Below are 24,612 nucleotides of genomic sequence, written 5' to 3'. Positions count from 1 at the left end.
CCCTTGCGGGGGGGGGCGCGGGGCGCGCTTGTCGCGCGTCGTATGGGTACAGGGCAATGCCTGCAAAAGAACACCACCGAATTTTCCGCAGCAACTGGCTGCGCGCCGCTGTGCTTGGGGCCAACGATGGCATCGTGTCCACGGCCAGCCTGATTACCGGCGTGGCCGCCGCGCAAGCCTCGCATGGCGCCATCCTGACGTCGGGCCTGGCCGGGCTGGTGGCAGGGGCCTTGTCGATGGCGGCCGGCGAGTATGTGTCCGTGCGGTCCCAGGCCGATACCGAGGCGGCCGACCTGCGGATGGAGCAGCGGTCGCTGAAAGGCAATTCAGAAGAAGAGCTGGCCGAACTGGTCGACATCTATGTGGGCCGTGGCCTGACGCGCAATCTGGCGACGCAGGTGGCGCAGCAACTGACCCGCCACGACGCGCTGGATGCCCATGCGCGCGACGAACTTGGCATTTCCGTGCATAACCGCGCGCAGCCCGTGCAGGCGGCGGTGGCGTCCGCCGCTTCGTTCGCGGCCGGGGCGGCCTTGCCGCTGGTCGTTGCCGTGACGGCGCCCCTGCCGCATTTGATCGCCTGGGTGATCGGCGCATCGGTGGTGTGCCTGGCCGCGCTAGGCGCTTTGGCCGCGGGGGCGGGCGGAGCCCCCAAGGGGCCCGCTGCGCTGCGCGTGACGATTCTGGGCGCGTTCGCCATGGCGGCCACCGCGGCGGTAGGCGCGTTGTTCGGCGTGGCGGTCTAGCGCGGCCGCCCGTTGCTGGATGCTGGGTGAGCAGGCTGCCGGTGCCGGGTTGGCAGACTGCCAGCGGGGTGCCGGGTTGGCAGGCAGCCCGCTGGAACGCTGGTTCAGGGCGTAATAGAGTAGGGCAGCGGCGTGGTGCTAATGCGCGGGCCGTCTTCCGCGCCCAGCCGCAGGTCGCCCTGGGGCAGCGCGGCAAGCGTGGTCTCGAACAGCACGGCGGCCACGCCCGCGTCACTGGCGCCATCCACGATGCGGCCAATGGGCTCGCCCGGCTGGGTGGCGTCAAATACGTCCACACCGGCCAGCGTCGCGCCTTGCACGTTGGCGTCGGCGATGGTGCCGTAGGCCATGCGCCGCTTCACGGTGCCCCGGTAATGGCTGCGCGCCACCACTTCCTGGCCCGGATAACAGCCCTTGGTGAAACTCACGCCCTGCACCAGTTCCAGGTTGACGGTTTGCGGGATGAATACGTCCTGCGTGGCCGTGGCAATCCAGGGGATGCCGGCGGCCAGATCCGCCATTTGCCATTGTGAGGCGGGCGCCAGGCCAAGCACGCCGGCCAAGGCCTGGGACTGTTCCAGCTGTTCGTCGGACGCAATCCACCACCAGCGCAATTGGGCATTCGCCGAGGGAGCGGCGATCCAGGTGCCGGACGGCAGGTCTACCCGCTGCCAGTCCGCGCGCGGCAAGGCGCCGGTGACGGCTTCCAGCGCGGCGGCCTGTTCGTTTGTTGCCTGCACGCCGGCCACGTTCAGCGCGGTGGCGGCAAGCTTGACCTTGGCCCGCAGCACGAACATGGACAGGCGCTTGAGCAGGGCTTGGGACAGGTCCTGGCGTACCAGGCCGTACAGTTGCGGGCCATCTTCCGCGCCGGGGGCGGCGCGCCACATGACCAGGGTGGCCAGCAGCCGGCCCTTGGCCGTGCAATAGCCCGCCAGGCGGGCGGCATCAGCGGGCAGGCCGGTGACGTCTTGCGTCAGTTGGCCGTGCAGGAAAGGCAGCGCATCGGCGCCGGACGCGCTGAAAACCAGAAAGTCATCCAGCGGCGCGCATGGCGCGCAACCTTCGGCGCGGACGGGAATCGAAGAATAGAAAGCGTGCATGGCGGCGGTGTGATCACGTCATCAAAGTGCAGATGATAGCCGCCTTCCCGCAGGCAATGGCCCATGCCCCCGATGGGCAAAGGGCCGTGCCATGGGCGCTGGCCCCGTTTTTGCCGCGCCAGATTCTCGCGATCCATTAAACTTCCGGGACTTATGAAAAAGCGACTCAGTTTCTACGTCTTGTGGTCATTCCTGCTTATCGTGATCGCCGCCGCGGCAGCGGTGGGCGCCGCCTGGAGCTGGATGCATCGGCCTATGCATCTGTCGGCTGACAGGATCGATTTTGTGGTGGACCCGGGCAGCAGCCCGCGCACCGTCGCGCGCGCGCTGAACGCCGTGGGCGTGCCGATCTGGGAGCCCGGATTCGTCTGGATGGCTCGCCTGTCCGAGCAGGACAAGCTGCTGAAGGCGGGCGGCTACCAGGCTATCAACGGCGACACGCCGTGGCTGCTGCTGGAACGCATGGCGCGCGGCGACATGACCCAGCGCCAGATCACGTTCCTGGAGGGCTGGACGTTCCGCCAGATTCGCCAGGCGCTGCGCGATAACCCCGACGTCAAACAAACCCTGGACGGCGTCAGCGATGAAGAATTGATGGCGCGTCTGGGTTCAGACATCAAGCATCCGGAAGGCCTGTTCTTTCCGGACACCTATGTCTTCACGCCCGGCAGCACTGACTACGACCTGCTGCGCCGCGCCTACCAGGAAGGCCAGCGCATCCTGCAAGACACCTGGGCCAAGCGCCAGCCGAACCTGCCGGTGGCCACGCCTTACGAAGCGCTGGTGCTGGCGTCCATTGTCGAAAAGGAAACCGGGCATGGCCCCGAGCGCCGCCGCGTCGCCGGCGTGTTCACGAACCGCTTGAAGATCGGCATGCTGCTGCAGACGGACCCGACTGTTATCTATGGCATGGGCGAGGCCTACCAAGGCCGCATTCGCAAGCGCGACCTGCAGACCGATACGCCCTGGAATACGTACACCCGGCCGGGTTTGCCGCCCACGCCGATTGCGGCGGCGGGCCGCGCCGCGCTGCTGGCGGCGGTGCAGCCCGAGCAGCACAAGTACCTGTTCTTTGTGTCGCGCGGCAACGGCACCAGCGAATTCGCCGAGAATCTGTCGGGGCACAATCGCAACGTGTCGCGCTACATCCTGGGGCAGAACACCCGTCCCAGCACCGCGCCCGCCGTCACGCCGGCGACGCCGCCCGCCACTGCACCGGTCACGGTTCCCGCCGCACCCGCTGCCGGAGCCGACGCCAGCCCGGATTCCGCCTCAGGATCCACCCCCGAATCAGCACAAGGACAAGATCAATGACCTCTCGCGGACGCTTCATTACGCTGGAGGGCGTTGACGGCGCGGGCAAAAGCACGCACACCGTCTGGATTGCGGATTTCCTGCGCGGCCAAGGTCTGGAAGTCATCTCCACGCGCGAACCGGGCGGCACGCCCTTGGGCGAAAAATTGCGCGCCCTGGTGCTGACGGACCCAATGGGCCTGGATACCGAAACGCTGCTGATGTTCGCGGCCCGCTGCGAACATGTGCGCCAGGTGATCGAGCCGGCGCTGACGCGCGGCGCCTGGGTGGTGTGCGACCGCTTTACCGATGCCACCTACGCCTATCAGGGCGGTGGCCGCGAACTGGGCGCCGAGCGCGTGGCGGTGTTGGAGCAATGGATGGGGGCGGGGCAGCCCGACCGCACCTGGCTCTTCGATGTGCCCTTGGAAGTGGCGCGCGCCCGCTTGGCCGATGCCCGCGAGCCCGACCGTTTTGAGCGCGAAGGCGCGGCGTTCTTTGAACGCACCCGCCAGGCCTATCACGCGCGCGCCAAGGCCGACCCGGGCCGCATCCATATCGTTGATTCCACCCAGTCCATCGCCCAGGTTCGGGCCGATCTTGAAGCCGGGCTGCGGGCGCTGCTGGCGGCTGCGGCATGAGCGCACCCCAGTTTCTGCCCTGGCAAATGGAGACGGCGCGCGCCTGGCTGGGCAATCGCGACCGTTTCGCGCATGCTTGGCTGGTGCATGGGCTGGCCGGCATCGGCAAGCTGGACTTCGCCGTGGCCGCCGCCGCCAGCCTGCTTTGTGAGACGCCTGAGAACGGCCTGGCCTGCGGGCACTGCGCCGCCTGTGCCTGGTTTGCCAGCGGCAACCACCCCGATCTGCGCCGCATCCGGCCCGAAGCGGTCGCCGTGGAAGAGGGGGCGGATGCCGCCGAACCTGCCGAGGACGCCGAGCCCGCCTCGGGCACCGCCAAGCGCGCCCCGTCCAAGGAAATCCGCATCGACCAGATTCGCTCGCTGGAATCCTGGTTCAACACGGCTACCCACCGTGGCGGATGGCGTGTGGCCTTGCTGTACCCGGCGCACGCGCTGAATGTGGTGTCGTCCAACGCCTTGCTCAAGGTGCTGGAAGAGCCGCCGCCACATACCGTTTTCCTGCTGGTGGCCGACGCGCCTGACCGCCTGCTGCCGACCCTGGTGTCGCGCTGCCGTCGCTTGCCCCTGCCGGCGCCGGACCCCGATACCGCGCTGCAATGGCTGCGCGCCCAGAACGTGGAGCCGGCGCGCGAATGGTTGGCGGCGGCAGGCGGCGCTCCCTTGGCCGCCTTGCGGCTGGCGCAGGCCGGTGACACGCCGTGCCCGCCCTGGCTGTCGCAATTGATCAGCCCCTTGGCGCAAGGGCAGGCGCCCGATGTCGGGACTTTGGCGGAAAGCCTGGAAAAGGTGCCCGCCAGTGAATGGATCGACGCCTTGCAGCGGATATACACAGACCTGATGCTGGCCAGCGCCGGCGCGCCCGTACGCTACTTTCCCACGCTGGCCACGGGCGTGGCCCAGGTTGCCGCGCGCATGAACACGGCCCGCGTGGCCGAGGCCGCGCGCTGGCTGACGCGGCAGCGCGCGCTGGCCACCCACCCCCTGAACGCCAAGCTTTTCGCGCACGCCACCCTGCAACGCGTGGTGCTATCCTGCCAGGCGTAAGTCTCTGATCCAGCGGCGTTTTGCCTGCCCCCAGGCCAGGCGCCGCGGTCACTTTATGTAGTCACATCATGTACGTTGATTCGCACTGTCATTTGAATTTTCCCGAGCTGGCGGCCGATCTTCCCGGCATTCTTGACCGCATGGCCGCCAACCAGGTCACCCACGCGCTGGTCGTCAGCGTGAACATGCCCGAATGGCCTGGCCTGATGTCCCTGGTTGAGCCGCACGCCAACTTATGGGCCTCGGTGGGCGTCCACCCCGATTACGAAGACACGCCCGACCCGTCTCCGGAAGAACTGGTGCGCCTGTCGGAACACCCCAAGGTCGTGGCCATCGGCGAAACCGGGCTGGACTACTACCGCCTGTCGGAACCGCTGGACTGGCAACGTGAACGCTTTCGCCGGCATATCCGCGCCGCGCGCGACACTGGTCTGCCCCTGATCGTGCATACGCGCGCGTCCGCCGAGGACACGGTGCGCATGCTGAAGGAAGAAAAGGCGGCGGAAGTGGGCGGCGTCATGCACTGTTTCACCGAGAACTGGGAAGTGGCCCAGGCCGCGCTTGACCAGAATTTCTATATTTCCTTGTCGGGCATCGTCACCTTCAAGAACGCCCAGGTGGTGCACGAAGTGGCCACCAAGGTGCCGCTGGACCGCCTGCTGATCGAAACGGATTCGCCGTATCTTGCGCCCGTGCCGTATCGTGGCAAGCTTAATGACCCGTCCAAGGTTATCCACGTGGCCGAGAAAATTGCCGACCTGAAGGGCATTCCGGTAGCGGACGTGGCGCGTGCGTCTACGGACAATTTCTTTAATCTTTTCAATAAGATAAAGAAATAAGTTCACTTAAAAACTTTAATGTTGATTCTAGGATAGCCATGGCCACTCGCACGCTGACTTCCCGTTTGTTCCTGTCGCGCTGCCGAGGGGCGCTGTTGGCGCTGGCCATCGGGCTTGCCGCGCCGACCGCGCACGCCGCCAAGCCAGGCGACTGGTGGGTGTACGTGGCTAACGACTATCCGGACGACGTCAAAAGCCTGCTGGCGCAAGGCGCCGACCCCAACGTCCGCTACCAGAACGGCCAGCCCGCTTTGATGCGCGCGGTGGTGGACGGCGCGTGGAAGGTGTTTGACGTGATCGCGGCGGACAAGCGCACCGACGTCAACGCCGAGAACCCGGCCGGCGAGACGCCGCTGATGTACCTGGCGATTGCCGGCCAGACGGAACGCGCTAAGAAGCTGATCGCCCGGGGGGCGCAGGTCAACCGCCTGGGCTGGACGCCGCTGCACTATGCCGCGTCCAAGGGGCAGATGGAGATGGCGCGCATGCTGCTGGGCAAGAAAGCCATGGTCAACGCACCCGCGCCGGGCGGCGAAACGCCGTTGATGATGGCCGCCTTGGGCGGCAATCGTGAGATGGTGGACCTGCTGGTGAAAGCTGGGGCGGACGTCACCACCCGCGACCTGAAAAACCAAAGCGCCGCCGACTGGGCCCGCAACGGCAAGTCGGCGTCGTTGGCGACTTACCTGACTTCCCTGGTGGCCAAGGCGGATGACGCCAAGCGCGCTCGCCGCGCGGCAGGGGGGGCGCCGGTCGAGCCTGAAGGCGCTGCGGCACCCGCCTTGCAGCCGGCCACGCCGGCTACCGCGCAGCCGGCGCCGTCCGCGGCGCCCGCCCCGACGACGCCCAGCGTGGGCGGCGTGTCCGGCGTGCGCTTGAACAACTACGACACGCCCGCCGCGCCCTGATTGCGGGATATCTGGCGCCCCGGGTGATCGCCTGGGGCGTTCTCAAAACTGCCGAACGCGGCAAGATCGCGACTTCAGCGCGACCCCAGCGCGACCCCAGCGCGACCCCAGCGCGACCACAACTCGACCACAACTCGACCACAACTCGACCAGAACGCGACCCAACGCGACCCCAACGCGACACCCCCACCAGACCGCCAAGCGGTCTTTTTTTGTACCTATTTTTCGTACTTATCTGGGGTTTTCCCTGCTTATTCTCAGTATTCGGGAATAAATCAAAGCCGAACCACCACAAATTGATAATCTCGGCCCCTCATTGCTTGGAGCTGAGTTTGATGTCGGAACCCTCGGTTGGGGCGGGCGCGGATCGTGTCCTGTACGTGTTGGCCACCTTGGCCCGGCACGATGGCCCCCTGACGATTGCCGCGCTGGCCGAAAAAACCGGCCTGGCGCAAAGCACCCTGTACCGTCAGGTGGCCTTGCTCAAGCGCTGGGGGTTCGTGGCCGAGCACGAAGGGGAATACGGCCCGGGGCCGCTGTGCGTGCAACTGGCCTGGGGCTTTGACCAATCTTCCTTCCTGATCCACGAAGCGCAGCCCGACATGGCGGCGCTGGCCGCCGCCTCCGGCGAAACCATCGGCCTGCTGGTCGCCGTCAAAGACCAGGCCGTTTGCCTGGACATGGTCGAAAGCCAGCACCCGCTGCGTTGTTCCTTCACGAAAGGTCGTGGCCTGCCGCTGGCGCGGGGCGCGTCCGCCAAGTCGCTCTTGGCCTTCATGCCGCTGGCCCGTTTGCAGACCGCGCTGGACTATCTGGCCGCCGAGGCCGGCGTGGACGCCGCCCGCCTGAGCGACGAGCTGGAGCTGATACGCGGGCAGGGCTATGCCGTCACCGACAGCGAAGTGGACGCCGGCGTATGGGGTGTCAGCGTCCCGATTTTCCAGCGCCCCAACCAGGCGGTTGCCTCGATCACGCTGATGGCGCCGTCCACGCGCGCGGCCCAACGCCCGGACGCCCTGATCGCCATGACCGTCGCCGCGGCCCGCCGCATCTCTGAACGGCTGAAGGTGCACTGACACTGACGGCGCGCCTTGCCACTGACCACCCTTGACCTGATCTTCCCCCGAATTCCACGCTGTACCGCATCCCGGCTTCAACCTTCCGACGTACCCACTGCCGTATCCCTACGCATAGGACTGACCATGACCACTCGCCGCACACTGCTGACCGCCGCCCTGACCCTGGGCCTCGCCTGGAGCGCGGGCGCCGCGCACGCCCAGGAAACCATCCGCGCCGTCACCGACGCCACCTTTCCGCCGATGGAGTTTGTCAAAGACGGCAAGCGCACCGGTTTCGACATTGAATTGGTTGAAGCGCTGGCCGGCGCAATGGGCAAGAAGGTCGAATGGATCGACATCGACTTCAAGGGCCTGATTCCCGCCTTGCAAGCCGGGCGCGCCGACATTGCCGTGTCCGCCATCTACATCACGCCCGAGCGCGCCAAGGTGGTGGATTTCACCGACCCGTACTACGCCGGCGGCCTGGTCGTGCTGACCAAGACCGATGGCCCCATCAAGACGCTCAAGGATCTGGACGGCCGCAAGGTGTCGGTGCAGGTGGGCACGAAGTCGGTCAACTATCTGAAGGACCATTTCCCGGCCGTGCAGCGCGTGGAAGTCGAGAAAAACCAGGAAATGTTCAACCTGGTGCAGATCGGCCGCGCCGATGCCGCCGTGACCGGCAAGCCGGCCGCCAAGCTGTTCGCGCAAAGCACCAAGGACCTGACGGTGCTGGACAATCAGATCACGACCGAGGACTACGGCATCGCCGTGCCCAAGAACAAGCCCGAACTGACCCGCGAGCTGAACGCCGCGCTGCAGAAGATCAAGGGTGACGGCACGTACCAGGCCATCGTGAACAAGTGGTTCGAGGCTCCCAAGAAATGAACCTGGAATTCGCCCCCGTCTTCGCCGACTTCGACGCGCTGCTGCGGGGCGCGGTGGTCACCGTCGAGGTGACTGCCGGCGCCTTGCTGCTGGGTTGCGTCATCGGCCTGCTGGTCGGCGTCGGCCGGCTCAATCCGCAGCGCTGGATCGTCTACAACCTGTGCAGCGTCTACCTGCTGTTCTTTCGCGGCACGCCCTTGCTGGTGCAGTTGTTCATCTGGTTCTTCGGCCTGCCGCAGTTCGGCCTGACCTTGCCGGCGTTCGCCTGCGGGGTGCTGGGCCTGGGCATGTATTCGGGCGCCTATGTGTCGGAAATCGTGCGCGGCGCCATCCAGTCGGTGGACCGCGGGCAGACCGAGGCGGCGCGTTCGCTGGGCATGTCGTCCGGCCAGGCCATGCGCGTCATCATCCTGCCGCAGGCGGTGGTGCGCATGATCCCGCCGCTGGGTAACGAGTTCATCGCGCTGATCAAGAATTCGGCGCTGGTCTCGCTGCTGACCATTCACGATCTGATGCACGAAGGGCAGAAGATCATCAGCGTGTCGTATCGCTCGCTGGAAACCTATCTGGTGGTGGCCTTGATTTATCTGGTGCTGACGACCACCGCCATGCTGATTTTGCGCAGGGTGGAACATCGCCTGCGCGCCGGGGGGATGGTGCAATGAACCAGTTTGGCAAACCGCAGGAAATGATCCGTATCCGCGGCCTTGAAAAGTCCTTTGGCGACCATGCCGTCCTGAAGGGCATCGATTTCGACGTGCTGCCTTCGCAGGTGGTCGTGGTGATCGGGCCCAGCGGATCGGGAAAAAGCACCTTGCTGCGCTGCTGCAATGGTCTGGAAGTGGCCCAGGCGGGCACCGTGGATATCTGCGGGCAGACCTTGCTGGACGAAGGCACGCTGTTGCCCGAAGCGGCGCTCAACCAACTGCGCATGCAGGTGGGCATGGTGTTCCAGGGCTTCAACCTGTTCCCGCATTTGTCGGTGCTGGACAACGTGACCGTGGGGCCGCGCAAGCTGCGTGGCCTGGGCCGCGACGAAGCCAATGCGCTGGCCGAAGACCTGCTGAAAAAGGTGGGCTTGTCGCAGAAGGCGGCGGCCATGCCGGCCAGCCTGTCGGGTGGGCAAAAGCAGCGCGTGGCCATCGCCCGCGCGCTGGCCATGCAGCCCAAGGTCATGCTGTTCGACGAGCCGACGTCGGCGCTGGACCCCGAGTTGGTGGGCGAGGTGCTGCAAGTGATGAAGCTCTTGGCCCGCGAAGGCATGACGATGATGGTCGTGACGCACGAAATGGGTTTTGCGCGCGACGTGGCCGACGTGGTGGCGGTGATGGACGGCGGCGTCATCCTGGAATCCGGCCCGCCCGAGGTGATCTTCACCGAGCCGCGCGAGCCGCGCACGCGGGAATTCCTGCAAGCCGTGCTGAGCAAGGGGGCGGCGACATGAGCGTGCCGCAACTGGATAAGAGCCTGTGGAAGGCGCGCGACGACAGCGCCGAGCAGGGCGACACCCGCCGACTGGCGCATATTGTCGAACCCGTCTCGGGCCAGGTGGAAGCGGGCGAAGCCGTGTTGTTGGGCTTTGCCTGCGACGCCGGCGTGGCGCGCAATCAGGGGCGCGTGGGTGCAGCCGAAGGCCCGGCCGGCATCCGCAAGTTCATGGCGGGGCTTCCCGCGCATGGTCTGACCCGCTTGCTGGACGCCGGCGACGTCGTCTGCCAGGGCGACCAGTTGGAAGCCGCGCAAGAGCAGCTTGGGCTGCGCGTGGCCGAGCTTCTGGAGCAGGGCGCCCGGCCCCTGGTGCTGGGCGGCGGCCATGAAATTGCCTGGGGCAGTTTCCAAGGCCTGGCCCGCTGGTTGGAAGCCCGGGGCGACACCGACCCGGTCCTGGTGCTGAACCTGGACGCGCACTTCGACCTGCGCACCGGCCGTCCCGGCAGTTCCGGCACGCCGTTCGATCAGATCGCGCGCGACTGCGAAGCGCGGGGGCGGGCGTTGCAATACGCGTGCCTGGGTGTCTCGCGGCTGGCCAATACGCCGGCCCTGTACGCGCGGGCCGCCGAAGTGGGCGCCGTGTGGGTCGAAGACCGCGACATGCAGGAACGCCATCTGGACGCGCGCCTGGCCAACGTCGACGCCTTGCTGGCGCGCGTGCGCCACGTCTATCTGACGATCGACCTGGACGTGCTGCCGGCGGCGGTCATGCCCGGCGTGTCGGCGCCGGCTCCCTATGGCGTGCCGATGGCCGTCATTGAAGAAATCGTGTTGCGCGTCAAGGCCAGCGGCAAGCTGCGCCTGGCCGACATGGCGGAATACAGTCCGCGTTTTGACGTGGACGGCCATGGCGCGCGCGCCGCGGCCAGGTTGGCCTGGCATCTGATGACGCCTTGACGCGGTAGCGCCCTAAGGGGCGCATGAGCCGCCATACAGGGGCGAACCGGGCGAAGCTGGCAAAGCTGGCAACGGCCGGGGCAGGGGCAGTTCTCTATCGAGGCTGCCCCTTTTTTCATCGGTGAGCGGCGAGGCTTTGCGCGGTGCGGCTTGCGGTCGCCCGAGGCTGGACGCTTCCGTTTTGGCGGCATAGGATAGGGCAGTTTTCGAGCCGGGCTTGTGACCCGTACGGTATCCACCACAACAATGCGCCCCTATTTAAAATATTTAGTATTTAAATGGGGACGCTATAGTTTTAGTGGATAAAATGGCGCAACTTTGTCAGGAGATCATGCTCATGTCTCACACTCCCACCCATGTCTTGCCGTCTTATCTGAATGCCGATGACCTCGGTCCTTGGGGTAATTACCTGCAACAAGTCGACCGGGTCACGCCGTATCTCGGCACCTTGGGTCGGTGGGTCGAGACGCTGAAGCGTCCGAAACGCGCTTTGATCGTCGATGTGCCGATCGAACTGGACAACGGCACCATCGCCCACTTTGAAGGCTATCGCGTGCAGCACAACGTGTCGCGCGGCCCGGGCAAGGGCGGCGTGCGCTTCCACCAAGACGTGACCCTGTCCGAAGTCATGGCGCTGGCCGCCTGGATGTCGGTCAAGAACGCCGCGGTCAACCTGCCTTATGGCGGCGCCAAGGGCGGCATCCGCGTTGATCCGCGCACGTTGTCGCACTCCGAACTGGAACGCATGACCCGCCGCTACACCAGCGAAATCGGCGTCATCATCGGACCGTCCAAGGACATTCCCGCCCCCGACGTCGGCACCAACGCCCAGACCATGGCCTGGATGATGGACACGTATTCCATGAACGAAGGCGCCACCGCCACCGGTGTGGTCACCGGCAAGCCGATCGCCCTGGGCGGCAGCCTGGGCCGCGTGGAAGCCACCGGCCGTGGCGTGTTCGTCGTGGCGTGCGAAGCCGCCCGCGACCTGAACATCGACGTCTCCAAGTCGCGCGTGGTGGTGCAGGGCTTTGGCAACGTGGGTGGCACCGCCGCCCGTCTGTTCCATGAAGCCGGCGCCAAGGTCATTGCCGCGCAAGACCATACCGGCACGGTGCACAACGCCGCCGGGCTGGACGTCCACAAGCTGCTGTCGCACGTGTCGCAACACGGCGGCGTGGGTGGTTTTTCGGGCGGCGAGGCGTTCGACAAGGACGAGTTCTGGACGCTGGAAACCGAATTCCTGATCCCGGCTGCACTGGAAAGCCAGATCACCGCTGAAAACGCCACCAAGGTGCGCGCGAAGGTTGTGGTGGAAGGCGCCAACGGCCCGACCACCCCGGAAGCGGACGACATCCTGTTTGAACACGGCGTGTATGTGGTGCCGGACGTGCTGGCCAACGCCGGCGGCGTGACGGTGTCCTACTTTGAATGGGTGCAGGATTTCTCCAGCTTCTTCTGGAGCGAAGAAGAAATCAACCAGCGCCTGGAACGCATCATGCGCGAAGCCTACAGCGCCGTGTCGCAAGTGGCCAAGGAACACAAGGTGACGCTGCGCACGGCGGCGTTCATCGTGGCTTGCACACGCATTCTGCAAGCACGCCAGGTGCGCGGCCTGTATCCGTGATGAAAACTCAGCGATGCGTTCCTGACGTATCGCCGAGGAGGCAGAGGTAGACAAAACCGGAAATCGCCCCGCAAGGGGCGATTTCCATTTTGGGGCGATTTCCATTTGGCGGCGAACTGGGGCAAATTGCGGCGAAACAACGCATGACCCCGACGACTGTGACAACGCTGTGGCACGCGGCAATTCAGTGCTAATGTGGAACGCACGCCACAGCCGCGCTTTTTTATTGCCAATCGACGCCCCGGCCGCTCGCGTATAAATTTCTGACACATTGCGTCCCTAGAATTCGTTTCTGTCATGCGCCACGCGCCGCTTGCGATGCAAGCACTCCCGCTGCGCATGCATGTTCAATCTAAGGAATAGGTAATGAAAAAGACTCTGCTCGCAACCGCGCTGTTGGCCGCCGTATCCAGCGTGGCCCACGCCGAAACCTCGGTGACCTTGTATGGCTTGATCGATACCGGCATCGGCTACCAGCGCATCAAGGGCGACGGCTATCACGAATCGAAGGTCGGCATGGCCAACGGCGTGTCGAGCGGCTCGCGTTGGGGCTTGCGCGGCGCCGAAGATCTGGGCGACGGCCTGAGCGCCGTGTTCACGCTGGAAAGCGGCTTCAATTCGGGTAACGGCACATCGGGCCAAAGCAGCCGCCTGTTCGGCCGCCAAGCCACCGTCGGCCTGAAGGCCGATTCCTGGGGCCTGCTGGAATTCGGCCGTCAGACCAACATCGCGTCCAAGTACCTGGCAGCCATCGATCCGTTCGGCGGCAGCTACGGCCAAGCCAACGTGGGCGTGGCCTTCAGCGCCGCCAACACCGTCCGCTACGACAACATGGTGCAGTACTCGACCCCGTCGTTCAGCGGCTTCCAGTTTGGCGTCGGCTACTCGTTCAACGCGTCTGACACCACCACCGCGCAAACCGGCTTCAAGACCGCCGACAACACCCGCGCCATCACCACTGGCCTGCGCTACGTGAACGGCCCGCTGAACGTGGCCGCCACCTACGACCAACTGAACCCCGCCAATCAGTTGCGCAACGACGCCACGCCCAAGTCGTGGTCGATTGCCGGCGCCTATGACTTCGAAGTGGTCAAGCTGGCGTTGGGCTTCGGCCAGACGCGCGACGGCTGGTTCACCGGCCAAAGCATCAATGCGCTTGGCAGCGGCAGCCCCACGGCCAGCGGCTTCGGCACGAACGTGGCCGTGTCGGGCTTCAAGGCCAATTCGTACCTGGTGGGCCTGACCGTGCCGCTGGGCGCCAGCAGCATCATGGCGTCGTGGCAGCGTGCCGACCCCAACGGCAACCCGCTGACCGCCGGCAATGAGTCGACGATGAACGTCTACAGCATCGGCTACACGTACAACCTGTCCAAGCGCACCAACCTGTACGCGCTGGGTTCGTACGCCACCGACTTCGCGTTTGTTGACGGCGTCAAGAGCACCGTCGGCATCGTGGGTGTGCGCCACCGCTTCTAAGCGAGCAAGGCAGCCGGCGGCAAGCAAAACGCGCGCCGCCGGTGCTTTCATGCCGCGGTTGTACTGAGCGGACTGGGCGTCTTACCCGGCCACAGACGCGAAAAAAGCGGCCACCTCCCTAGCTCCATCCTCAGTCCGCTCACCTGAACCGTGGGCTTCAGCAGGCCCTGCGGCCTCTGGCGCAAGCAATGACCGGCAATGGGCTGCCGCCCGTCGCCGGTCGCCCGTCGCCGGTCATGTCATGTCAAAAGGGTGAGTGCGGCGTTGCCTACGTGGGCAATAACAGCTCTGGCTTCAACACGCCGCGCAAGTCGGCGTACGGAATGCTCAGTTCCGGTTCGCCATGCGAGTAGGGCGCGATGGAATAGGCGTCGTACTTCACCACCATGCCCTCGCGGGTCAGCGCAAAATTGTCGCTTTCCTGGAACGGCCACATCTTGTTGTAGGCAGCGGGATCACGCTTGGCGTCGGGGTTTTGCGCCAGCCATTTGGCGTGGGCGGTTTTCAGCGCCGCCACGTATTCCGCGCGGCGGCCCGGTATCAGCGCTTCGTCCAGACTCATTACGCGGCCGCGTGAACGCTCCCAGTTCAGATACTGCGTGGCCGGAATGCCGTGCGCGGCGCCGGTCAGGAACTGTTCGGTGTGCAGTTCAATCGACACGATGTCACCCACCGTATCCTTGACCGAGGCCTTGAAATAGGTCGCGTCGCGCGGGCGCGCCGTGGACCAGAAATACTGCGTGTATTCCGACAGCGTGTTGTAGGGGCCGCGGCGGTTGGCGTCGGTGCCGGTCATGTAGGCCAGCACGTGGTCCACCAGCGCGCTCAGTTTGGGGATGCCGGGAAACGCCACGCTGTCGATTTCAATGCGCGGGCAATCGCCTTCGCAGCCCGGCTTGCTCGACGCCCACTTGATGCGTTCGGTGGACAGGTCGCCCACCTTTTCGGGCGTGGTCGAGGCGGGCTCGGCCAAGGTGATGTTGGACGGCGGCGTACTGCCGCAGCCGCCCAGTGCCAGCAGGGCGGCACCCAGGATCAAACCGCTTATCGCGCCTTGCGGCGTGAACGTGCGACGCATTGAACTACCTCCACAAAATCTAAGGCTTGCCGTCAAGGCACCACACCCGTCCATTCCGGCGTGGAGAACTTCTCGTCGGCCTGTTGCTGGGCGCGCGCCAGCGTGTCGCTGCCGATTTGCCCCGGAGTCAGACGATGCAGGCCGGCAAAAGTTTCCAACATGCGGTCGATGATGACTTCGCGCGCCAGGCCGGTTTGCGTGCGCAGCGGGTCGACGCGCTTCTTGGCGCTGGTGGTGCCCTTGTCGGAAAGTTTCTCGCGGCCGATGCGCAAGACTTCGACCATTTTATCGGCGTCGATGTCGTAGGACATGGTCACGTGGTGCAGCACCGCCCCGGCGCGGCGGGCTTGCGCGGCGCCGCCGATCTTGCCGATGTCGGACGCGATATCGTTCAAGGGCTGATACCAGGCCTTGATGCCCAGCCCTTGCAGCGCCGTCAGCACCCAGGCATCCAGGAACGCATACGACTCCTGGAAGCTCATGCCGTGCACCAGGGCTTGCGGCGCGCTAAGCGAGTAGGTAATGGAGTTGCCCGGTTCAATGAACATGGCGCCGCCACCGCTGACGCGGCGCACGACTTCGATGCCGTGGCGCTGTGCACCGTCGGGGTCGACTTCGTTTTTCAGGGATTGGAAACGGCCGATGACGACGGCGGGGGCGGCCCATTCCCAGATGCGCAACGTGGGCGGGCGCTGGCCCGCGCCGACTTCGTCGGTAATGACGGCGTCCAGCGCCATGTGCAGCGACGGGGCTTGCGGGCCTTCGTGGATCAGTTGCCAGTCGTAGTCGTTCCAGTCAGTGCGCGTCATGCAAGCGCCCTCCGCAGCACCACGGCCACGGCTTCGGCCGAAAAGCCGAACAGTTCGGCGTTAGCGGGCAGGGCGGATTGCACGGCCACGGCCAGTTCCAGCTCGCCGGCGTCGGCGGGCATGCCGTTCAAGCCTTCGTTGATGGCCTCCAACGCTTCGGGCGGTTCAAGAAAGAAGTCGCCGCTGATGCGCACGTTGGCCAGGCGGCCGTCTTGCACATCGAGATCCGCGACGACCAGTTTGCCGCCGGGGACTTTGTATTCACCATGCATGGGGGGCTCCTTGCGAAATCAATATCAAAAACTAGAGGCTGAGCTTCATGCCGTCGTGGCTGGCCTTGAAGCCCAGGCTTTCATAGAACCGGCGCGCATCGGGGCGCGCGCGGTCGGTGGTCAGTTGAACCAGGCCGCAGCCCTGGGCGCGGCATTGTTCAATGGCCCACTCGAACATGGCGCGCCCCAGGCCCTGGCCGCGCGCCGCCGAAGCAATGCGCACGCTTTCGATCTGGCCGCGCCACAGGCCCAGCCGCGACAGGCCGGGTATGAACGATAACTGCAAACAGCCGACCAGGTCTTGACCTTGCTCGACGACGGCAAGGAACTGGTTGGAATCCTGGGCGATGGCGGCGAATGCCGCCGTGTAGCGGGGGTTGAGCGGCACCGAGGTGTCTTCGCGCGCGGCGCCCAACTCGTCGTCGGCCAACATGGCGACGATGTGGGGCAAATCTTCTTGCCGCGCGCGGCGAAAGACCAATTTGGGGGCGGACATGGTCGGGCTCCTGCTGGTCAGCGCGAGATATTCTGCGCGGTTTGGCCGAACAGGATGCGGCGCGACTCCTCGTCGCTGATGGAGGGCGTTGTGTTGACGCTATCGGCCAGCGCATAGGCGCGCTGCGTGGCAGGGCGCGCGGCAATGGCGTTGAACCAGCGCTGCAGGTGCGGGAAGTCGTTCAGGTCTTGCCCCTGCTTGGCGTGCGGCACGATCCAGGGGTAGGCGGCCATGTCCGCGATGGAGTAGTCGCCCGCGCCAAATTCGCGGTCGGCCAGGCGCTTGTTCAGCACGCCGTACAGGCGGTTGGTTTCCTTCACGTAGCGGTCGACGGCGTAAGGGATGCGTTCGGGCGCGTAGCCGGAAAAATGGTGGTTCTGGCCGGCCATGGGGCCCAGGCCGCCCATCTGCCAGAAGAGCCATTGCGAGACCTCGGCACGACCGCGCACGTCGGTGGGCAGGAACTGGCCGGTCTTCTCGGCCAGGTACAAGAGGATGGCGCCGGACTCGAACAGCGGGATGGGCGCGCCGCCGTCGGTGGGCTGCGTGTCGACGATGGCGGGGATGCGATTGTTGGGCGCGATGGCCAGGAATTCAGGTTTGAATTGATCGCCGCGGCTGATGTTCACCGGGTGGATCTTGTAGGGCAGGCCGGCTTCTTCAAGGAACAGCGTGATCTTGTGGCCGTTGGGGGTGGTCCAGTAGTAGAGATCGATCATGGGGTGCGTCCTGGGAATCAAGGCGCCGCCGGCCGGGCCGGCGGGTGGAAAGCCATGATAGCGGCAGGCGTCGGGCACGGCCCCGAATAACCGGGGCCGGAAGCGGGTTTCTTTCCACTACGCGGCCCCGGCGCCGGGGCGGGGCCGCCCGGGCAGGCGCCACGTCCAGTTCAGGCTGACGCCGGCCGCAGCCAGGAAGATCATCGCCACGCCCACCACTTGCATCGGTTCCATGCGCTGCCCGTAGACCACCAAGTCCAGCATGATGGCCACGGCTGGGTAGATGAAACTGAGCGCGGCGGTGGACGTCGTCGGCAGCTTTTGAATGGCCGAGTACATCAGGATGTACATCAAGCAGGTGTGGATCAGGCCCAGCGCCACCAGATAGCCCCATTGCAAGGGGGCGGCGGGCAGCGCGTTGAAGTCCGCCATGGGCAGCAGCATGAAGGCGCCCAGCGTCACCTGTACCAGCGCCAGCACTTGCGGCGGGATGCCCTTTAAGTGCTTGACGATGACCGCCGTAACGCCATACAGCGCGGCCGCGCCCAGGCCCAGCAACAGACCCGACAGATACGCGCCGCCCGGTGCCTGCGCGTCCGTCAGGCGCAGCACCAGCAGCAGGCCGGCGAACGCCACCACCGACCAGGCCAGCTTGCCGCGCGACGGGCGCTCACCAAGAAACAGCACGCCCAGCCCGATCAGGAAAAACGGCTGTACGTTGTAGACGGCGGTAGCCAACGAGATGGACGCCAGCCGGTACGCGGAAAACAGCAGCACCCAGTTCATGACCAGAGCGGCGCCGGCCACCAGCGCCAAGGCCAGCGTCTTCCTGGTGAACAGGCCGGGCTTGAGCAGGCCGCGCGCCCAGCAATATAGAAACAGGGATAGGGCGCCGAAGACGCACCGGAAGAAGACGACGTTCCAGGCGCTTTGGCCGGACTCCAGAACAAACACGCCTAGCGTGCCGGATAAGGTCATGGCGGCGGCCATTTGCGCCAGGCCAAGGCGTTCGGATGCGGGGGACATGGGGACTCTCCGAGGGGCCACGTGTTGATCACGCTGTTGGCCATGGTTTCGATGGAGAAATTATCCCAGGCAGATCAAGCCGGCTATATGATCATCGTGTGGTGCTTTGAATGCCACGCCTTCATTTTGGTGAAATTTATGCAAAATGACCTAAAAAACGAAAGCCCTGTGCTGGATGGTATCGACCGCCGCCTGGTGCAGACCCTGTCGGCCAACGCGCGCACCACCACGGCAGACCTGGCGCGGCAGGTGGGCATGTCGGCGCCCAGCGTGGCGGACCGGCTGCGGCGGCTGGAGGAATCCGGTGTGATCCGCGCCTACACGCTGGATGTGGATCCGGAAGCGCTGGGCTATACCCTGCAAGCCATCGTGCGTATCCGGCCCTTGCCGGGGCAATTGCGCCACGTGGAAGGGCTGATCAATGACATCCCGGAATTTGTCGAATGCGACAAGGTGACGGGCGACGATTGCTTCATCGCCCGGGTGGTGCTGCGGTCGATCTCGCACCTGGATGGCATCCTGGAGCGGGTAACGGAGTTCGCCGAAACCAATACCGCCATCGTCAAGGCGCATACGGTGCGCCGCCGCCTGCCGCCTTTGCGCTAGCGTTTGCGCTGCCGGGCAGCAGCGGTGTAGCGAAGGGGCAGCGTCAGACCGGCGCGGACAGCGCCTGCACCACGTCGTCTTTCAGGCCCGCCGGCGTGTCGGTGGGCCCGTAGCGCTTGATGACCTGGCCGTTGCGGCCGACCAGAAACTTGGTGAAGTTCCACTTGATGCCTTCGGTGCCGAAGACGCCGGGCTTTTCGCCCTTGAGCCAGCGATACAGCGGATGCGCGTCGGCGCCGTTGACGTCGATCTTGGCGAAAAGCGGGAACGTGATGTCGTACTGCGTTGAGCAGAAATTGCGGATCTCGGCTTCGTCGCCCGGCTCTTGATGGCCGAACTGGTCGCACGGAAAGCCCAGCACCGTGAAGCCGTCGTCGCGCAGCGAGCGGTAGAGCTCTTCCAGGCCCGCGTACTGAGGCGTGAAGCCGCATTTGGACGCCACGTTGACCACCAGCAGCACACGGCCGCGATAGGTGTTCAGAGCTTGGTCCGCCCCCTGGATGTCGCGGGCGGAGAAATCGAAAATGGTGCTCATGCGGGCTCCTGTATCGGGCGGCTGTACGCGGGCGCGCCAGCGTGCCAATCAACCGTCGAGTGTAGCGCTACGGGTACCGACCAGCACCATGGCGTGCACCGGCTGCAAGGGGATTCGGGGCAAATATCAGACCAGTCCTAGGTCGATAGGCGCCACGCCCGGGAACACCCGCGCCAACCGCGCGCGGTCCAGGCCGTACAAGCGCGTGAACAGGCCGGCGAAGACGGCACGGTATTCGTTCAGCACGGGGTAGTCGCGGTCCTGGAAGAGCGTGTCGTGCCTGACCGGCACCTGCCGCCCCGCGATGCGTCCGCCCCGTACATTTCCGCCCATCACCCAGTACACCGTGCCGTGGCCGTGGTCGGTTCCCTTGTTGCCGTTTTCGCGGAACGTGCGGCCGAACTCGCTGATGACGACCACGGTGGTCTGTTCCCAGGCCGGCCCCATGGCATCGGCATAAGCGGCCAGCGCGCGGCCAAGCTGCCCGAAGCGGCCGGCCAACGCGCCCGTGGCGGCGCCCTGGCCGACATGGGTATCCCATCCGCCCACGTCCACAAAGCCCAGGTTGTAGCGGTCGGTCATGAAGCGGGCGATGCGGCGAATTTCCTTTTCCAGCTTGTCGGTGGATACCGCGTTGCCGCTGGCCGCCTGCATTTCGGCTTCCAGCTCCTGGCGCGTGGCGCCCATGATGCGCTGGCCTTCGTCCACGGACGCATGCAGGTCCGTGTCGCGATACATGGCGGCGATGGCGCGGTTGTCGGCCGCGCTCAGGCGCGACTTCCGGTTTGCCCCGCCCAGATCAACGTTAGGTACGCGCGCCTCGCCCCTGAAGATTTGCGGCACTTCGGATGTGAAGGCCGCCGGCTGGGCGCGCGCCGCGCTCGCCGCGTCCAAAGTGGTGGCCAGGCGATTCAGGAACCCCGACCGGTAGTTGCCGTCTTGCTTGGCGCCGCGCCCCAGCTCGATACCGTTCTGGGTTTCGAAATGGCTGCGGCTCAGGTCGTTGGTGCCCGCGAAGGGCACGAAGGCCAACTGCTTGTCGCGATAGAAGGGCAGCAGGCTGTCGGCCAACGCCGGGTGCAGGCCCCAGCCGTCCGCCAGGGGCAGGGCGGCGCCATCGCCCGAGCCTGGCCGGCCGATGGCGATGCTGGGGCGCGCTTCGTAATAGAAGTCGCTGGTTGTGGGCACCAGCAGGCTGGCGGCGTCGTAAGCCCCGCGCATGAACACAATCAGCAAGCGGTTGCCCGAGGCGGCGGGCGCCGCGTACAGGCGGCTGCCTCCCAGTACCAACGGGGCGGCGGCCATCATTTGAAGCAAGCGGCGTCGATCCATGAGGTCTCCTAGCGGCGCATGAACTCTGGCGAGGCCAGCAGGTAGGTGTTGGCGTCCACGGGCTTGCGGGCCTGGCTGATCGCATCGCGCGTGGCCTGGGACAAGGTTGGGAACAGCCCCTGGGCGGCATCGAGCAGCCGGGGAATCTTGGGCAGTTCAACCGGCTTGGGCGGATCAGCCGGCGCGTTAGGGTCGATGGTCCGATAGAAGACCTTGGGCCCGCCCGCAATGCTGCGGGCAATTTCAAAGCGCTGCGTCATCTGACCGGAACCGGACCAGTCTGATTTCGACATCGGGTAGCCGTCGGGCGTCTGGCGCTGATACAAGCCTTGCCCCATCTGGCGCATCATCGATAGCACCGGCTTCGGGTTGCGGATAGGCGGCAGGTCGGCGTAGGTGAGGCGCAACGACGAATATACGTAATGAACCGGGTCCTTGAATACGCCCGCCTTCAGGGACTGCTTGAACTCCTGCGACGCGAACAAGGTCTGCAACGTGGCCGCGATGTTGCCATCTTGCGCCAGGAACGTCTTGGCCATGCGATCGACCAGCGCGGGCGGCGGTGATTCGCCCACGAAGTAGGCCGCCAACTTGGCGCTGACGTGACGCGCCGTTGCCGGGTGGCGCGCCAGCAGGTCAATGGCCTGATCCACTTCCGCCAATCCGCCACCGCGAATCTTGTGCCCCAGAAAAACCTTGTCGCCGTCGTCATGGCGCGCCGGGTTGAAGAGGAACAGGCCGTCTTGCACCAGATCGCCCCGCAGCGCGGGCTTGACCTTGGGCGCCTTGTTGCTGTTGTGCACACCCAGGCCCGTCAGAATGCGCGCCAGTTCCTGGACATCGCCCTGCGTGTAGCCGCCGTTCACGCCCATGGTGTGCAGCTCCATGAGTTCGCGCGCGTAGTTCTCGTTGAGTTGGCCCGCGATATTGCGGGTGTTGTCCAGGTAGACCAGCATGGCCGGAGACCGGACCGTGGCCCGCAGCATGTCGCGAAAATTGCCCAGGGCATGCGGGCGGATGGCGCGGTCTTCGTACTGCGATAGGTAGGTGCCAACGTCGCCCTTGGCGGCGAACACGTTGAAGTGGTTCATCCAGAACCACGTCATCTGTTCCTGCAATTGATTGGGCGAATACAGCGCGCGCCAAACGGCGCGCTGGGCGGTGTCGTCGGCGCGTTGCCGCGAGATGGCGCGCGCGGCGCGTTGGGCCTGCAATTTGGCGTCTGGGTCGAGCTTGCGGGCGTCTTGGCGCATGCTGCGCTGCACGGCCTGCGCGTCTTGTTCAGACTGGTGATTGATGGACAAGGCGTCAATGCCTTGCTGCACCGGGGCAGGCAGCTTCGCCTGCGCGTCAGGGTGCAGTTGGGCTTGCAGATAGCGCTGCGCGCCCATCTCTTGGAAGCGGGCAAGTTCGGCCGGGGTCGCGCCCCAGGTAATGCGGTTGACCAACGCGACGTCGTGCTCGGTGGGCTGCGCATGGGCAGCGGCAGCCAGCGGCAACCACAGCATGGGCACGACTTTCAGCAGTGCTGTTCGCAATCGCGTCATGAAGCAAACCTCTCTAGGGCGACAAAACGTCTGACACGATAATCCACCCGAACATTCCCGGACGGGGCGCGTTGAAACGCAAGGAAACCGCTTGTTGTGGCGTCGGCTTAATCCGGACGTGCGATGGGGCCATTGCCCCGACCGGCTTGCGCGCCGTCCTATCATTGCCGCTGTGCAGGCCTGCAAGCGATGGGCGCAAAGGATGGATGCAAGCCCAGGACGCAAGCTAGGGCTGCAAGCGATAGGAGCGCAAAGATGGAAGGAATGATCGAACGCCTGGAGGCCATGCTGGCCAAGGGCACCGACAACATGTTGTTGCGGTTTTCGCTAGGCAAGGCCTATGCCGAACAGGATTGTTTTCCTGAAGCCGAAACGCACCTGCGCGCGGCGCTGGCCTTTGACCCCGCCTATTCGGTGGCGTGGAAATGGCTGGGCAAGGCGTGCCTGGGGCAGGGCGACCAGGACGGCGCGCGCGCCGCCTGGAACAGCGGCATGGCGGCGGCTCAGGCGCGTGGCGACAAGCAGGTGGAAAAGGAATTGCAGGTGTTCATCCGGCGCCTGGACAAGCCGGCGGCGGCGGGATCCTGATACGCCTGGCGGCCCGCGATCACGCAGCCGGCAAGTTGCCGAACGCCTCCAGCGCCCGCAGCCGGCTCTGGGCCAGGTCCACGATGGGCGACGGGTAACCAGCCGCCGCGCGCTCCATGGGGCTGGGGTCGTGAATGGCCTGGTCATCCAGGTGCGCAAGTTCAGGCAGCCATTCACGCAGGAACACACCACGCGGATCAAAGCGCTTGGATTGCGACAGCGGGTTGAACACCCGGAAGTACGGCACCGCGTCGGCGCCCGTGGACGCGCTCCACTGCCAGCCGCCGTTGTTGGCGGCCAGGTCGCCGTCAACCAGATGCGCCATGAACCAGGCTTCGCCCAGCCGCCAATCGATCAGCAGATTCTTCGACAGGAACATGGCCGACACCATGCGCAGCCGGTTGTGCATCCAACCCAGCGTCAGCAACTGGCGCATGGCCGCGTCCACGATCGGGATACCCGTCTTGCCTTCTTGCCAGGCGCGCAGGTCGTCGGGCGCGTCACGCCACGGCACGGCGGCGGTTTCCGGCTTCATGGGCTGGTGCATGGACAGCGACGGGTATGCGGCCAGCAGATGCTGGTAGAACTCGCGCCACAGCAGTTCATTGATCCAGGTAGCCGCTCCCACCTTGCCGCTGTCCAGCTCGCCATGGTTGGCCGCCAGCGCCGCGCGCAGCGCCTGGCCGGGGGACAGCACGCCCGCCGCCAGATAGGGCGACAGGCAACTGGTGGCGGGTAGCGACGGAAAATCGCGTTCATCCTTGTAGGCGTCGATGACGCCATCGGTAAAGGCGTCCAGCCTGTCGCCGGCGGCCGCCTCGCCCGCGGGCCAGAGCGCCCGCACGGCGTCGCTGGGCGGCGCAAAGCCGTCGAAGGCGTCGGGCAAGGGGTCCGCCTGCCAGTCCGGCGGGGTCTGCGCGCGGGGGGCGGGCAGCGCGGCAATGGGCGCTGTGCGCAGGCGTTCACGGCAGGTGCGCGCATACGGGGTGTAGACGCGATAGCACTCGCCTTTGCCGGTCAGCACCGTGCCGGGCCGCAGCAGCGTCGCGCCATGATGCAGCGTCCAGTCCACGCCGATCGCGTCCAGGGCGCCTGCCACGGCCGTATCGCGGCGGCGTTCGTTAATGGCCCATTCGGTATTGGCGTGCACCTGGGCGATGTCGTGCGCCTGGCAGAAGGCCGCGATGGCGTCGGGCGCCTGGCTCCAGTCGGCCACCGTCAGCAGCTTCAGTGGAATGCCGCGCTCGCCCAGGCTGCGCGACAGTTCATGCAGGTTGCGCAGCCAGAAGTCCACCTTGGCCGGCGCGTCGCCATGCAGGCGCCATTGCTCGGGCGCGGCCAGGAACAGGGCGGTCACCGTGCCGTTTTCGGCGGCGGCGGCCAGCGCGGGGTTGTCGTGCATGCGCAGGTCGGTGCGCAGCCAGAGCAGCGTATTCATGGATGGCGGGTCCAGGGCAAAAAAAGGGCGGACAGCACGGCTGACCGTCGAGGCTGGCATTCTATATTGGCCAGTGGCCTGGAAGACGATGTAAAAACTACGAGTAGATGTGACGGCGCCGCGCGGCTGCCGCACCCGCTAGGGCCCCGATAA

The 24,612-nt window shown here is 65.6% G+C and carries 26 protein-coding genes; 15 read left to right on the top strand and 11 right to left on the bottom strand.

Going from position 1 to position 24,612, the window contains the following annotated elements; all coding sequences use genetic code 11:
- Positions 1 to 56 precede the first annotated feature (56 nt).
- Positions 57 to 746, top strand: a complete 690-nt coding sequence (locus ACE04A_RS05220; protein ID WP_279996904.1) for a VIT1/CCC1 transporter family protein — start codon at positions 57 to 59, stop codon at positions 744 to 746.
- 104 nt (positions 747 to 850) lie between these two features.
- Here ACE04A_RS05220 and ygfZ read toward each other — a convergent pair whose 3' ends face one another.
- Complete coding sequence (ygfZ, locus tag ACE04A_RS05215; protein ID WP_259248293.1) at positions 851 to 1,849, bottom strand: CAF17-like 4Fe-4S cluster assembly/insertion protein YgfZ; 999 nt, start codon at positions 1,847 to 1,849, stop codon at positions 851 to 853.
- A gap of 153 nt (positions 1,850 to 2,002) precedes the next feature.
- On the opposite strand from ygfZ, the gene mltG reads away from it, so the two are divergent.
- The 12 genes from mltG (at position 2,003) to ACE04A_RS05155 (ending at position 14,013) form a co-directional block, all read left to right on the top strand.
- A complete protein-coding gene (mltG, locus tag ACE04A_RS05210; RefSeq protein WP_448715797.1) occupies positions 2,003 to 3,163 on the top strand; it encodes an endolytic transglycosylase MltG in 1,161 nt (386 codons plus the stop codon).
- Positions 3,160 to 3,783, top strand: coding sequence for a dTMP kinase (gene tmk / locus ACE04A_RS05205; protein WP_448715798.1), 624 nt, complete (start codon positions 3,160 to 3,162; stop codon positions 3,781 to 3,783). Before mltG ends, tmk begins: the two co-directional genes overlap by 4 nt.
- Entirely contained in the window at positions 3,780 to 4,829 is a 1,050-nt protein-coding gene (holB, locus tag ACE04A_RS05200; protein ID WP_259248277.1) for a DNA polymerase III subunit delta', read from the top strand. Before tmk ends, holB begins: the two co-directional genes overlap by 4 nt.
- A 68-nt stretch (positions 4,830 to 4,897) precedes the next feature.
- On the top strand, positions 4,898 to 5,668 hold the full coding sequence (locus ACE04A_RS05195) for a TatD family hydrolase (RefSeq protein ID WP_259248275.1): 771 nt from the start codon (positions 4,898 to 4,900) through the stop codon (positions 5,666 to 5,668).
- A 38-nt stretch (positions 5,669 to 5,706) separates the two neighbouring features.
- The gene (locus ACE04A_RS05190; protein WP_279996909.1) at positions 5,707 to 6,576 is read left to right on the top strand and encodes an ankyrin repeat domain-containing protein; all 870 of its coding nucleotides are present in this window, start codon (positions 5,707 to 5,709) and stop codon (positions 6,574 to 6,576) included.
- Positions 6,577 to 6,911: 335 nt separating this feature from the next.
- Positions 6,912 to 7,652, top strand: coding sequence for an IclR family transcriptional regulator (locus ACE04A_RS05185; protein WP_100855507.1), 741 nt, complete (start codon positions 6,912 to 6,914; stop codon positions 7,650 to 7,652).
- A gap of 126 nt (positions 7,653 to 7,778) precedes the next feature.
- The gene (locus tag ACE04A_RS05180) at positions 7,779 to 8,522 is read left to right on the top strand and encodes a transporter substrate-binding domain-containing protein (protein WP_279996910.1); all 744 of its coding nucleotides are present in this window, start codon (positions 7,779 to 7,781) and stop codon (positions 8,520 to 8,522) included.
- Positions 8,519 to 9,187: an amino acid ABC transporter permease gene (locus ACE04A_RS05175; protein ID WP_050446522.1), complete on the top strand. Its 669-nt coding sequence runs from the start codon at positions 8,519 to 8,521 to the stop codon at positions 9,185 to 9,187. Before ACE04A_RS05180 ends, ACE04A_RS05175 begins: the two co-directional genes overlap by 4 nt.
- On the top strand, positions 9,184 to 9,966 hold the full coding sequence (locus ACE04A_RS05170; protein WP_100855509.1) for an amino acid ABC transporter ATP-binding protein: 783 nt from the start codon (positions 9,184 to 9,186) through the stop codon (positions 9,964 to 9,966). The genes ACE04A_RS05175 and ACE04A_RS05170 overlap by 4 nt, the downstream gene beginning before the upstream one ends.
- Positions 9,963 to 10,910 carry a formimidoylglutamase gene (gene hutG / locus ACE04A_RS05165; RefSeq protein WP_448715799.1) on the top strand — a complete coding sequence of 316 codons (948 nt, stop codon included), beginning with the start codon at positions 9,963 to 9,965 and terminating at the stop codon, positions 10,908 to 10,910. The genes ACE04A_RS05170 and hutG overlap by 4 nt, the downstream gene beginning before the upstream one ends.
- 337 nt (positions 10,911 to 11,247) lie before the next feature.
- A complete protein-coding gene (locus ACE04A_RS05160; protein ID WP_100855511.1) occupies positions 11,248 to 12,537 on the top strand; it encodes a Glu/Leu/Phe/Val family dehydrogenase in 1,290 nt (429 codons plus the stop codon).
- Positions 12,538 to 12,903: 366 nt separating this feature from the next.
- On the top strand, positions 12,904 to 14,013 hold the full coding sequence (locus ACE04A_RS05155) for a porin (RefSeq protein ID WP_279996913.1): 1,110 nt from the start codon (positions 12,904 to 12,906) through the stop codon (positions 14,011 to 14,013).
- Between the two features lie 268 nt (positions 14,014 to 14,281).
- Here the strand turns inward: ACE04A_RS05155 and ACE04A_RS05150 are convergent, their stop codons facing one another.
- The 6 genes from ACE04A_RS05150 to ACE04A_RS05125 form a co-directional block, all read right to left on the bottom strand.
- A complete protein-coding gene (locus tag ACE04A_RS05150; RefSeq protein ID WP_448715801.1) occupies positions 14,282 to 15,091 on the bottom strand; it encodes an RsiV family protein in 810 nt (269 codons plus the stop codon).
- A gap of 32 nt (positions 15,092 to 15,123) precedes the next feature.
- Positions 15,124 to 15,900, bottom strand: coding sequence for a lipoate--protein ligase family protein (locus ACE04A_RS05145; protein WP_100855514.1), 777 nt, complete (start codon positions 15,898 to 15,900; stop codon positions 15,124 to 15,126).
- Positions 15,897 to 16,172, bottom strand: a complete 276-nt coding sequence (gene lplB, locus ACE04A_RS05140) for a lipoate-protein ligase small subunit (protein WP_259248262.1) — start codon at positions 16,170 to 16,172, stop codon at positions 15,897 to 15,899. The genes ACE04A_RS05145 and lplB overlap by 4 nt, the downstream gene beginning before the upstream one ends.
- 31 nt (positions 16,173 to 16,203) lie before the next feature.
- Positions 16,204 to 16,668: a GNAT family N-acetyltransferase gene (locus tag ACE04A_RS05135; RefSeq protein ID WP_448715802.1), complete on the bottom strand. Its 465-nt coding sequence runs from the start codon at positions 16,666 to 16,668 to the stop codon at positions 16,204 to 16,206.
- Positions 16,669 to 16,685: 17 nt separating this feature from the next.
- Positions 16,686 to 17,387 carry a glutathione S-transferase N-terminal domain-containing protein gene (locus tag ACE04A_RS05130; protein WP_485819911.1) on the bottom strand — a complete coding sequence of 234 codons (702 nt, stop codon included), beginning with the start codon at positions 17,385 to 17,387 and terminating at the stop codon, positions 16,686 to 16,688.
- Between the two features lie 117 nt (positions 17,388 to 17,504).
- A complete protein-coding gene (locus tag ACE04A_RS05125) occupies positions 17,505 to 18,413 on the bottom strand; it encodes a DMT family transporter (RefSeq protein WP_259248255.1) in 909 nt (302 codons plus the stop codon).
- Positions 18,414 to 18,551: 138 nt separating this feature from the next.
- Here ACE04A_RS05125 and ACE04A_RS05120 point away from each other — a divergent pair, with 138 nt between their 5' ends.
- Positions 18,552 to 19,019 (top strand): Lrp/AsnC family transcriptional regulator, encoded by a 468-nt coding sequence (locus ACE04A_RS05120; RefSeq protein ID WP_100857713.1) that lies wholly within the window; start codon positions 18,552 to 18,554, stop codon positions 19,017 to 19,019.
- A 43-nt stretch (positions 19,020 to 19,062) separates the two neighbouring features.
- On the opposite strand, the gene ACE04A_RS05115 is transcribed toward ACE04A_RS05120, so the two are convergent.
- The 3 genes from ACE04A_RS05115 to ACE04A_RS05105 all read right to left on the bottom strand — a co-directional run bounded on the left by ACE04A_RS05115 (position 19,063) and on the right by ACE04A_RS05105 (position 22,433).
- Positions 19,063 to 19,554, bottom strand: a complete 492-nt coding sequence (locus ACE04A_RS05115; RefSeq protein ID WP_448715804.1) for a glutathione peroxidase — start codon at positions 19,552 to 19,554, stop codon at positions 19,063 to 19,065.
- Positions 19,555 to 19,680: 126 nt separating this feature from the next.
- On the bottom strand, positions 19,681 to 20,886 hold the full coding sequence (locus ACE04A_RS05110) for a DUF1501 domain-containing protein (protein WP_448715805.1): 1,206 nt from the start codon (positions 20,884 to 20,886) through the stop codon (positions 19,681 to 19,683).
- Between the two features lie 8 nt (positions 20,887 to 20,894).
- Positions 20,895 to 22,433, bottom strand: a complete 1,539-nt coding sequence (locus tag ACE04A_RS05105; RefSeq protein ID WP_448715806.1) for a DUF1800 domain-containing protein — start codon at positions 22,431 to 22,433, stop codon at positions 20,895 to 20,897.
- Between the two features lie 255 nt (positions 22,434 to 22,688).
- On the opposite strand from ACE04A_RS05105, the gene ACE04A_RS05100 reads away from it, so the two are divergent.
- A complete protein-coding gene (locus ACE04A_RS05100; protein ID WP_485819910.1) occupies positions 22,689 to 23,021 on the top strand; it encodes a hypothetical protein in 333 nt (110 codons plus the stop codon).
- A 19-nt stretch (positions 23,022 to 23,040) separates the two neighbouring features.
- On the opposite strand, the gene phrB is transcribed toward ACE04A_RS05100, so the two are convergent.
- Complete coding sequence (gene phrB / locus ACE04A_RS05095) at positions 23,041 to 24,459, bottom strand: deoxyribodipyrimidine photo-lyase (protein WP_448715808.1); 1,419 nt, start codon at positions 24,457 to 24,459, stop codon at positions 23,041 to 23,043.
- Positions 24,460 to 24,612 lie beyond the last annotated feature (153 nt).

The organism is Achromobacter colocynthidis, assembly GCF_057334535.1.
Note: the sequence above shows the minus strand (reverse complement) of the source record. Positions and strands in the feature narration are given on the sequence as shown.

What these genes read in the sequence shown, in the direction of transcription:
- ACE04A_RS05145 (WP_100855514.1), bottom strand. Translation starts at nt 15,900, where the DNA reads ATGACGCGCACTGACTGGAACGACTACGACTGGCAACTGATCCACGAA.
- ACE04A_RS05105 (WP_448715806.1), bottom strand. Translation starts at nt 22,433, where the DNA reads ATGACGCGATTGCGAACAGCACTGCTGAAAGTCGTGCCCATGCTGTGG.
- ACE04A_RS05195 (WP_259248275.1), top strand. Translation starts at nt 4,898, where the DNA reads ATGTACGTTGATTCGCACTGTCATTTGAATTTTCCCGAGCTGGCGGCC.
- ACE04A_RS05175 (WP_050446522.1), top strand. Translation starts at nt 8,519, where the DNA reads ATGAACCTGGAATTCGCCCCCGTCTTCGCCGACTTCGACGCGCTGCTG.
- ACE04A_RS05115 (WP_448715804.1), bottom strand. Translation starts at nt 19,554, where the DNA reads ATGAGCACCATTTTCGATTTCTCCGCCCGCGACATCCAGGGGGCGGAC.
- ygfZ (WP_259248293.1), bottom strand. Translation starts at nt 1,849, where the DNA reads ATGCACGCTTTCTATTCTTCGATTCCCGTCCGCGCCGAAGGTTGCGCG.
- ACE04A_RS05185 (WP_100855507.1), top strand. Translation starts at nt 6,912, where the DNA reads ATGTCGGAACCCTCGGTTGGGGCGGGCGCGGATCGTGTCCTGTACGTG.
- ACE04A_RS05100 (WP_485819910.1), top strand. Translation starts at nt 22,689, where the DNA reads ATGGAAGGAATGATCGAACGCCTGGAGGCCATGCTGGCCAAGGGCACC.
- ACE04A_RS05110 (WP_448715805.1), bottom strand. Translation starts at nt 20,886, where the DNA reads ATGGATCGACGCCGCTTGCTTCAAATGATGGCCGCCGCCCCGTTGGTA.
- lplB (WP_259248262.1), bottom strand. Translation starts at nt 16,172, where the DNA reads ATGCATGGTGAATACAAAGTCCCCGGCGGCAAACTGGTCGTCGCGGAT.
- ACE04A_RS05180 (WP_279996910.1), top strand. Translation starts at nt 7,779, where the DNA reads ATGACCACTCGCCGCACACTGCTGACCGCCGCCCTGACCCTGGGCCTC.
- ACE04A_RS05135 (WP_448715802.1), bottom strand. Translation starts at nt 16,668, where the DNA reads ATGTCCGCCCCCAAATTGGTCTTTCGCCGCGCGCGGCAAGAAGATTTG.
- ACE04A_RS05130 (WP_485819911.1), bottom strand. Translation starts at nt 17,387, where the DNA reads ATGATCGATCTCTACTACTGGACCACCCCCAACGGCCACAAGATCACG.
- ACE04A_RS05120 (WP_100857713.1), top strand. Translation starts at nt 18,552, where the DNA reads ATGCAAAATGACCTAAAAAACGAAAGCCCTGTGCTGGATGGTATCGAC.
- phrB (WP_448715808.1), bottom strand. Translation starts at nt 24,459, where the DNA reads ATGAATACGCTGCTCTGGCTGCGCACCGACCTGCGCATGCACGACAAC.
- tmk (WP_448715798.1), top strand. Translation starts at nt 3,160, where the DNA reads ATGACCTCTCGCGGACGCTTCATTACGCTGGAGGGCGTTGACGGCGCG.
- ACE04A_RS05160 (WP_100855511.1), top strand. Translation starts at nt 11,248, where the DNA reads ATGTCTCACACTCCCACCCATGTCTTGCCGTCTTATCTGAATGCCGAT.
- mltG (WP_448715797.1), top strand. Translation starts at nt 2,003, where the DNA reads ATGAAAAAGCGACTCAGTTTCTACGTCTTGTGGTCATTCCTGCTTATC.
- ACE04A_RS05220 (WP_279996904.1), top strand. Translation starts at nt 57, where the DNA reads ATGCCTGCAAAAGAACACCACCGAATTTTCCGCAGCAACTGGCTGCGC.
- ACE04A_RS05190 (WP_279996909.1), top strand. Translation starts at nt 5,707, where the DNA reads ATGGCCACTCGCACGCTGACTTCCCGTTTGTTCCTGTCGCGCTGCCGA.
- hutG (WP_448715799.1), top strand. Translation starts at nt 9,963, where the DNA reads ATGAGCGTGCCGCAACTGGATAAGAGCCTGTGGAAGGCGCGCGACGAC.
- ACE04A_RS05150 (WP_448715801.1), bottom strand. Translation starts at nt 15,091, where the DNA reads ATGCGTCGCACGTTCACGCCGCAAGGCGCGATAAGCGGTTTGATCCTG.
- ACE04A_RS05155 (WP_279996913.1), top strand. Translation starts at nt 12,904, where the DNA reads ATGAAAAAGACTCTGCTCGCAACCGCGCTGTTGGCCGCCGTATCCAGC.
- ACE04A_RS05170 (WP_100855509.1), top strand. Translation starts at nt 9,184, where the DNA reads ATGAACCAGTTTGGCAAACCGCAGGAAATGATCCGTATCCGCGGCCTT.
- ACE04A_RS05125 (WP_259248255.1), bottom strand. Translation starts at nt 18,413, where the DNA reads ATGTCCCCCGCATCCGAACGCCTTGGCCTGGCGCAAATGGCCGCCGCC.
- holB (WP_259248277.1), top strand. Translation starts at nt 3,780, where the DNA reads ATGAGCGCACCCCAGTTTCTGCCCTGGCAAATGGAGACGGCGCGCGCC.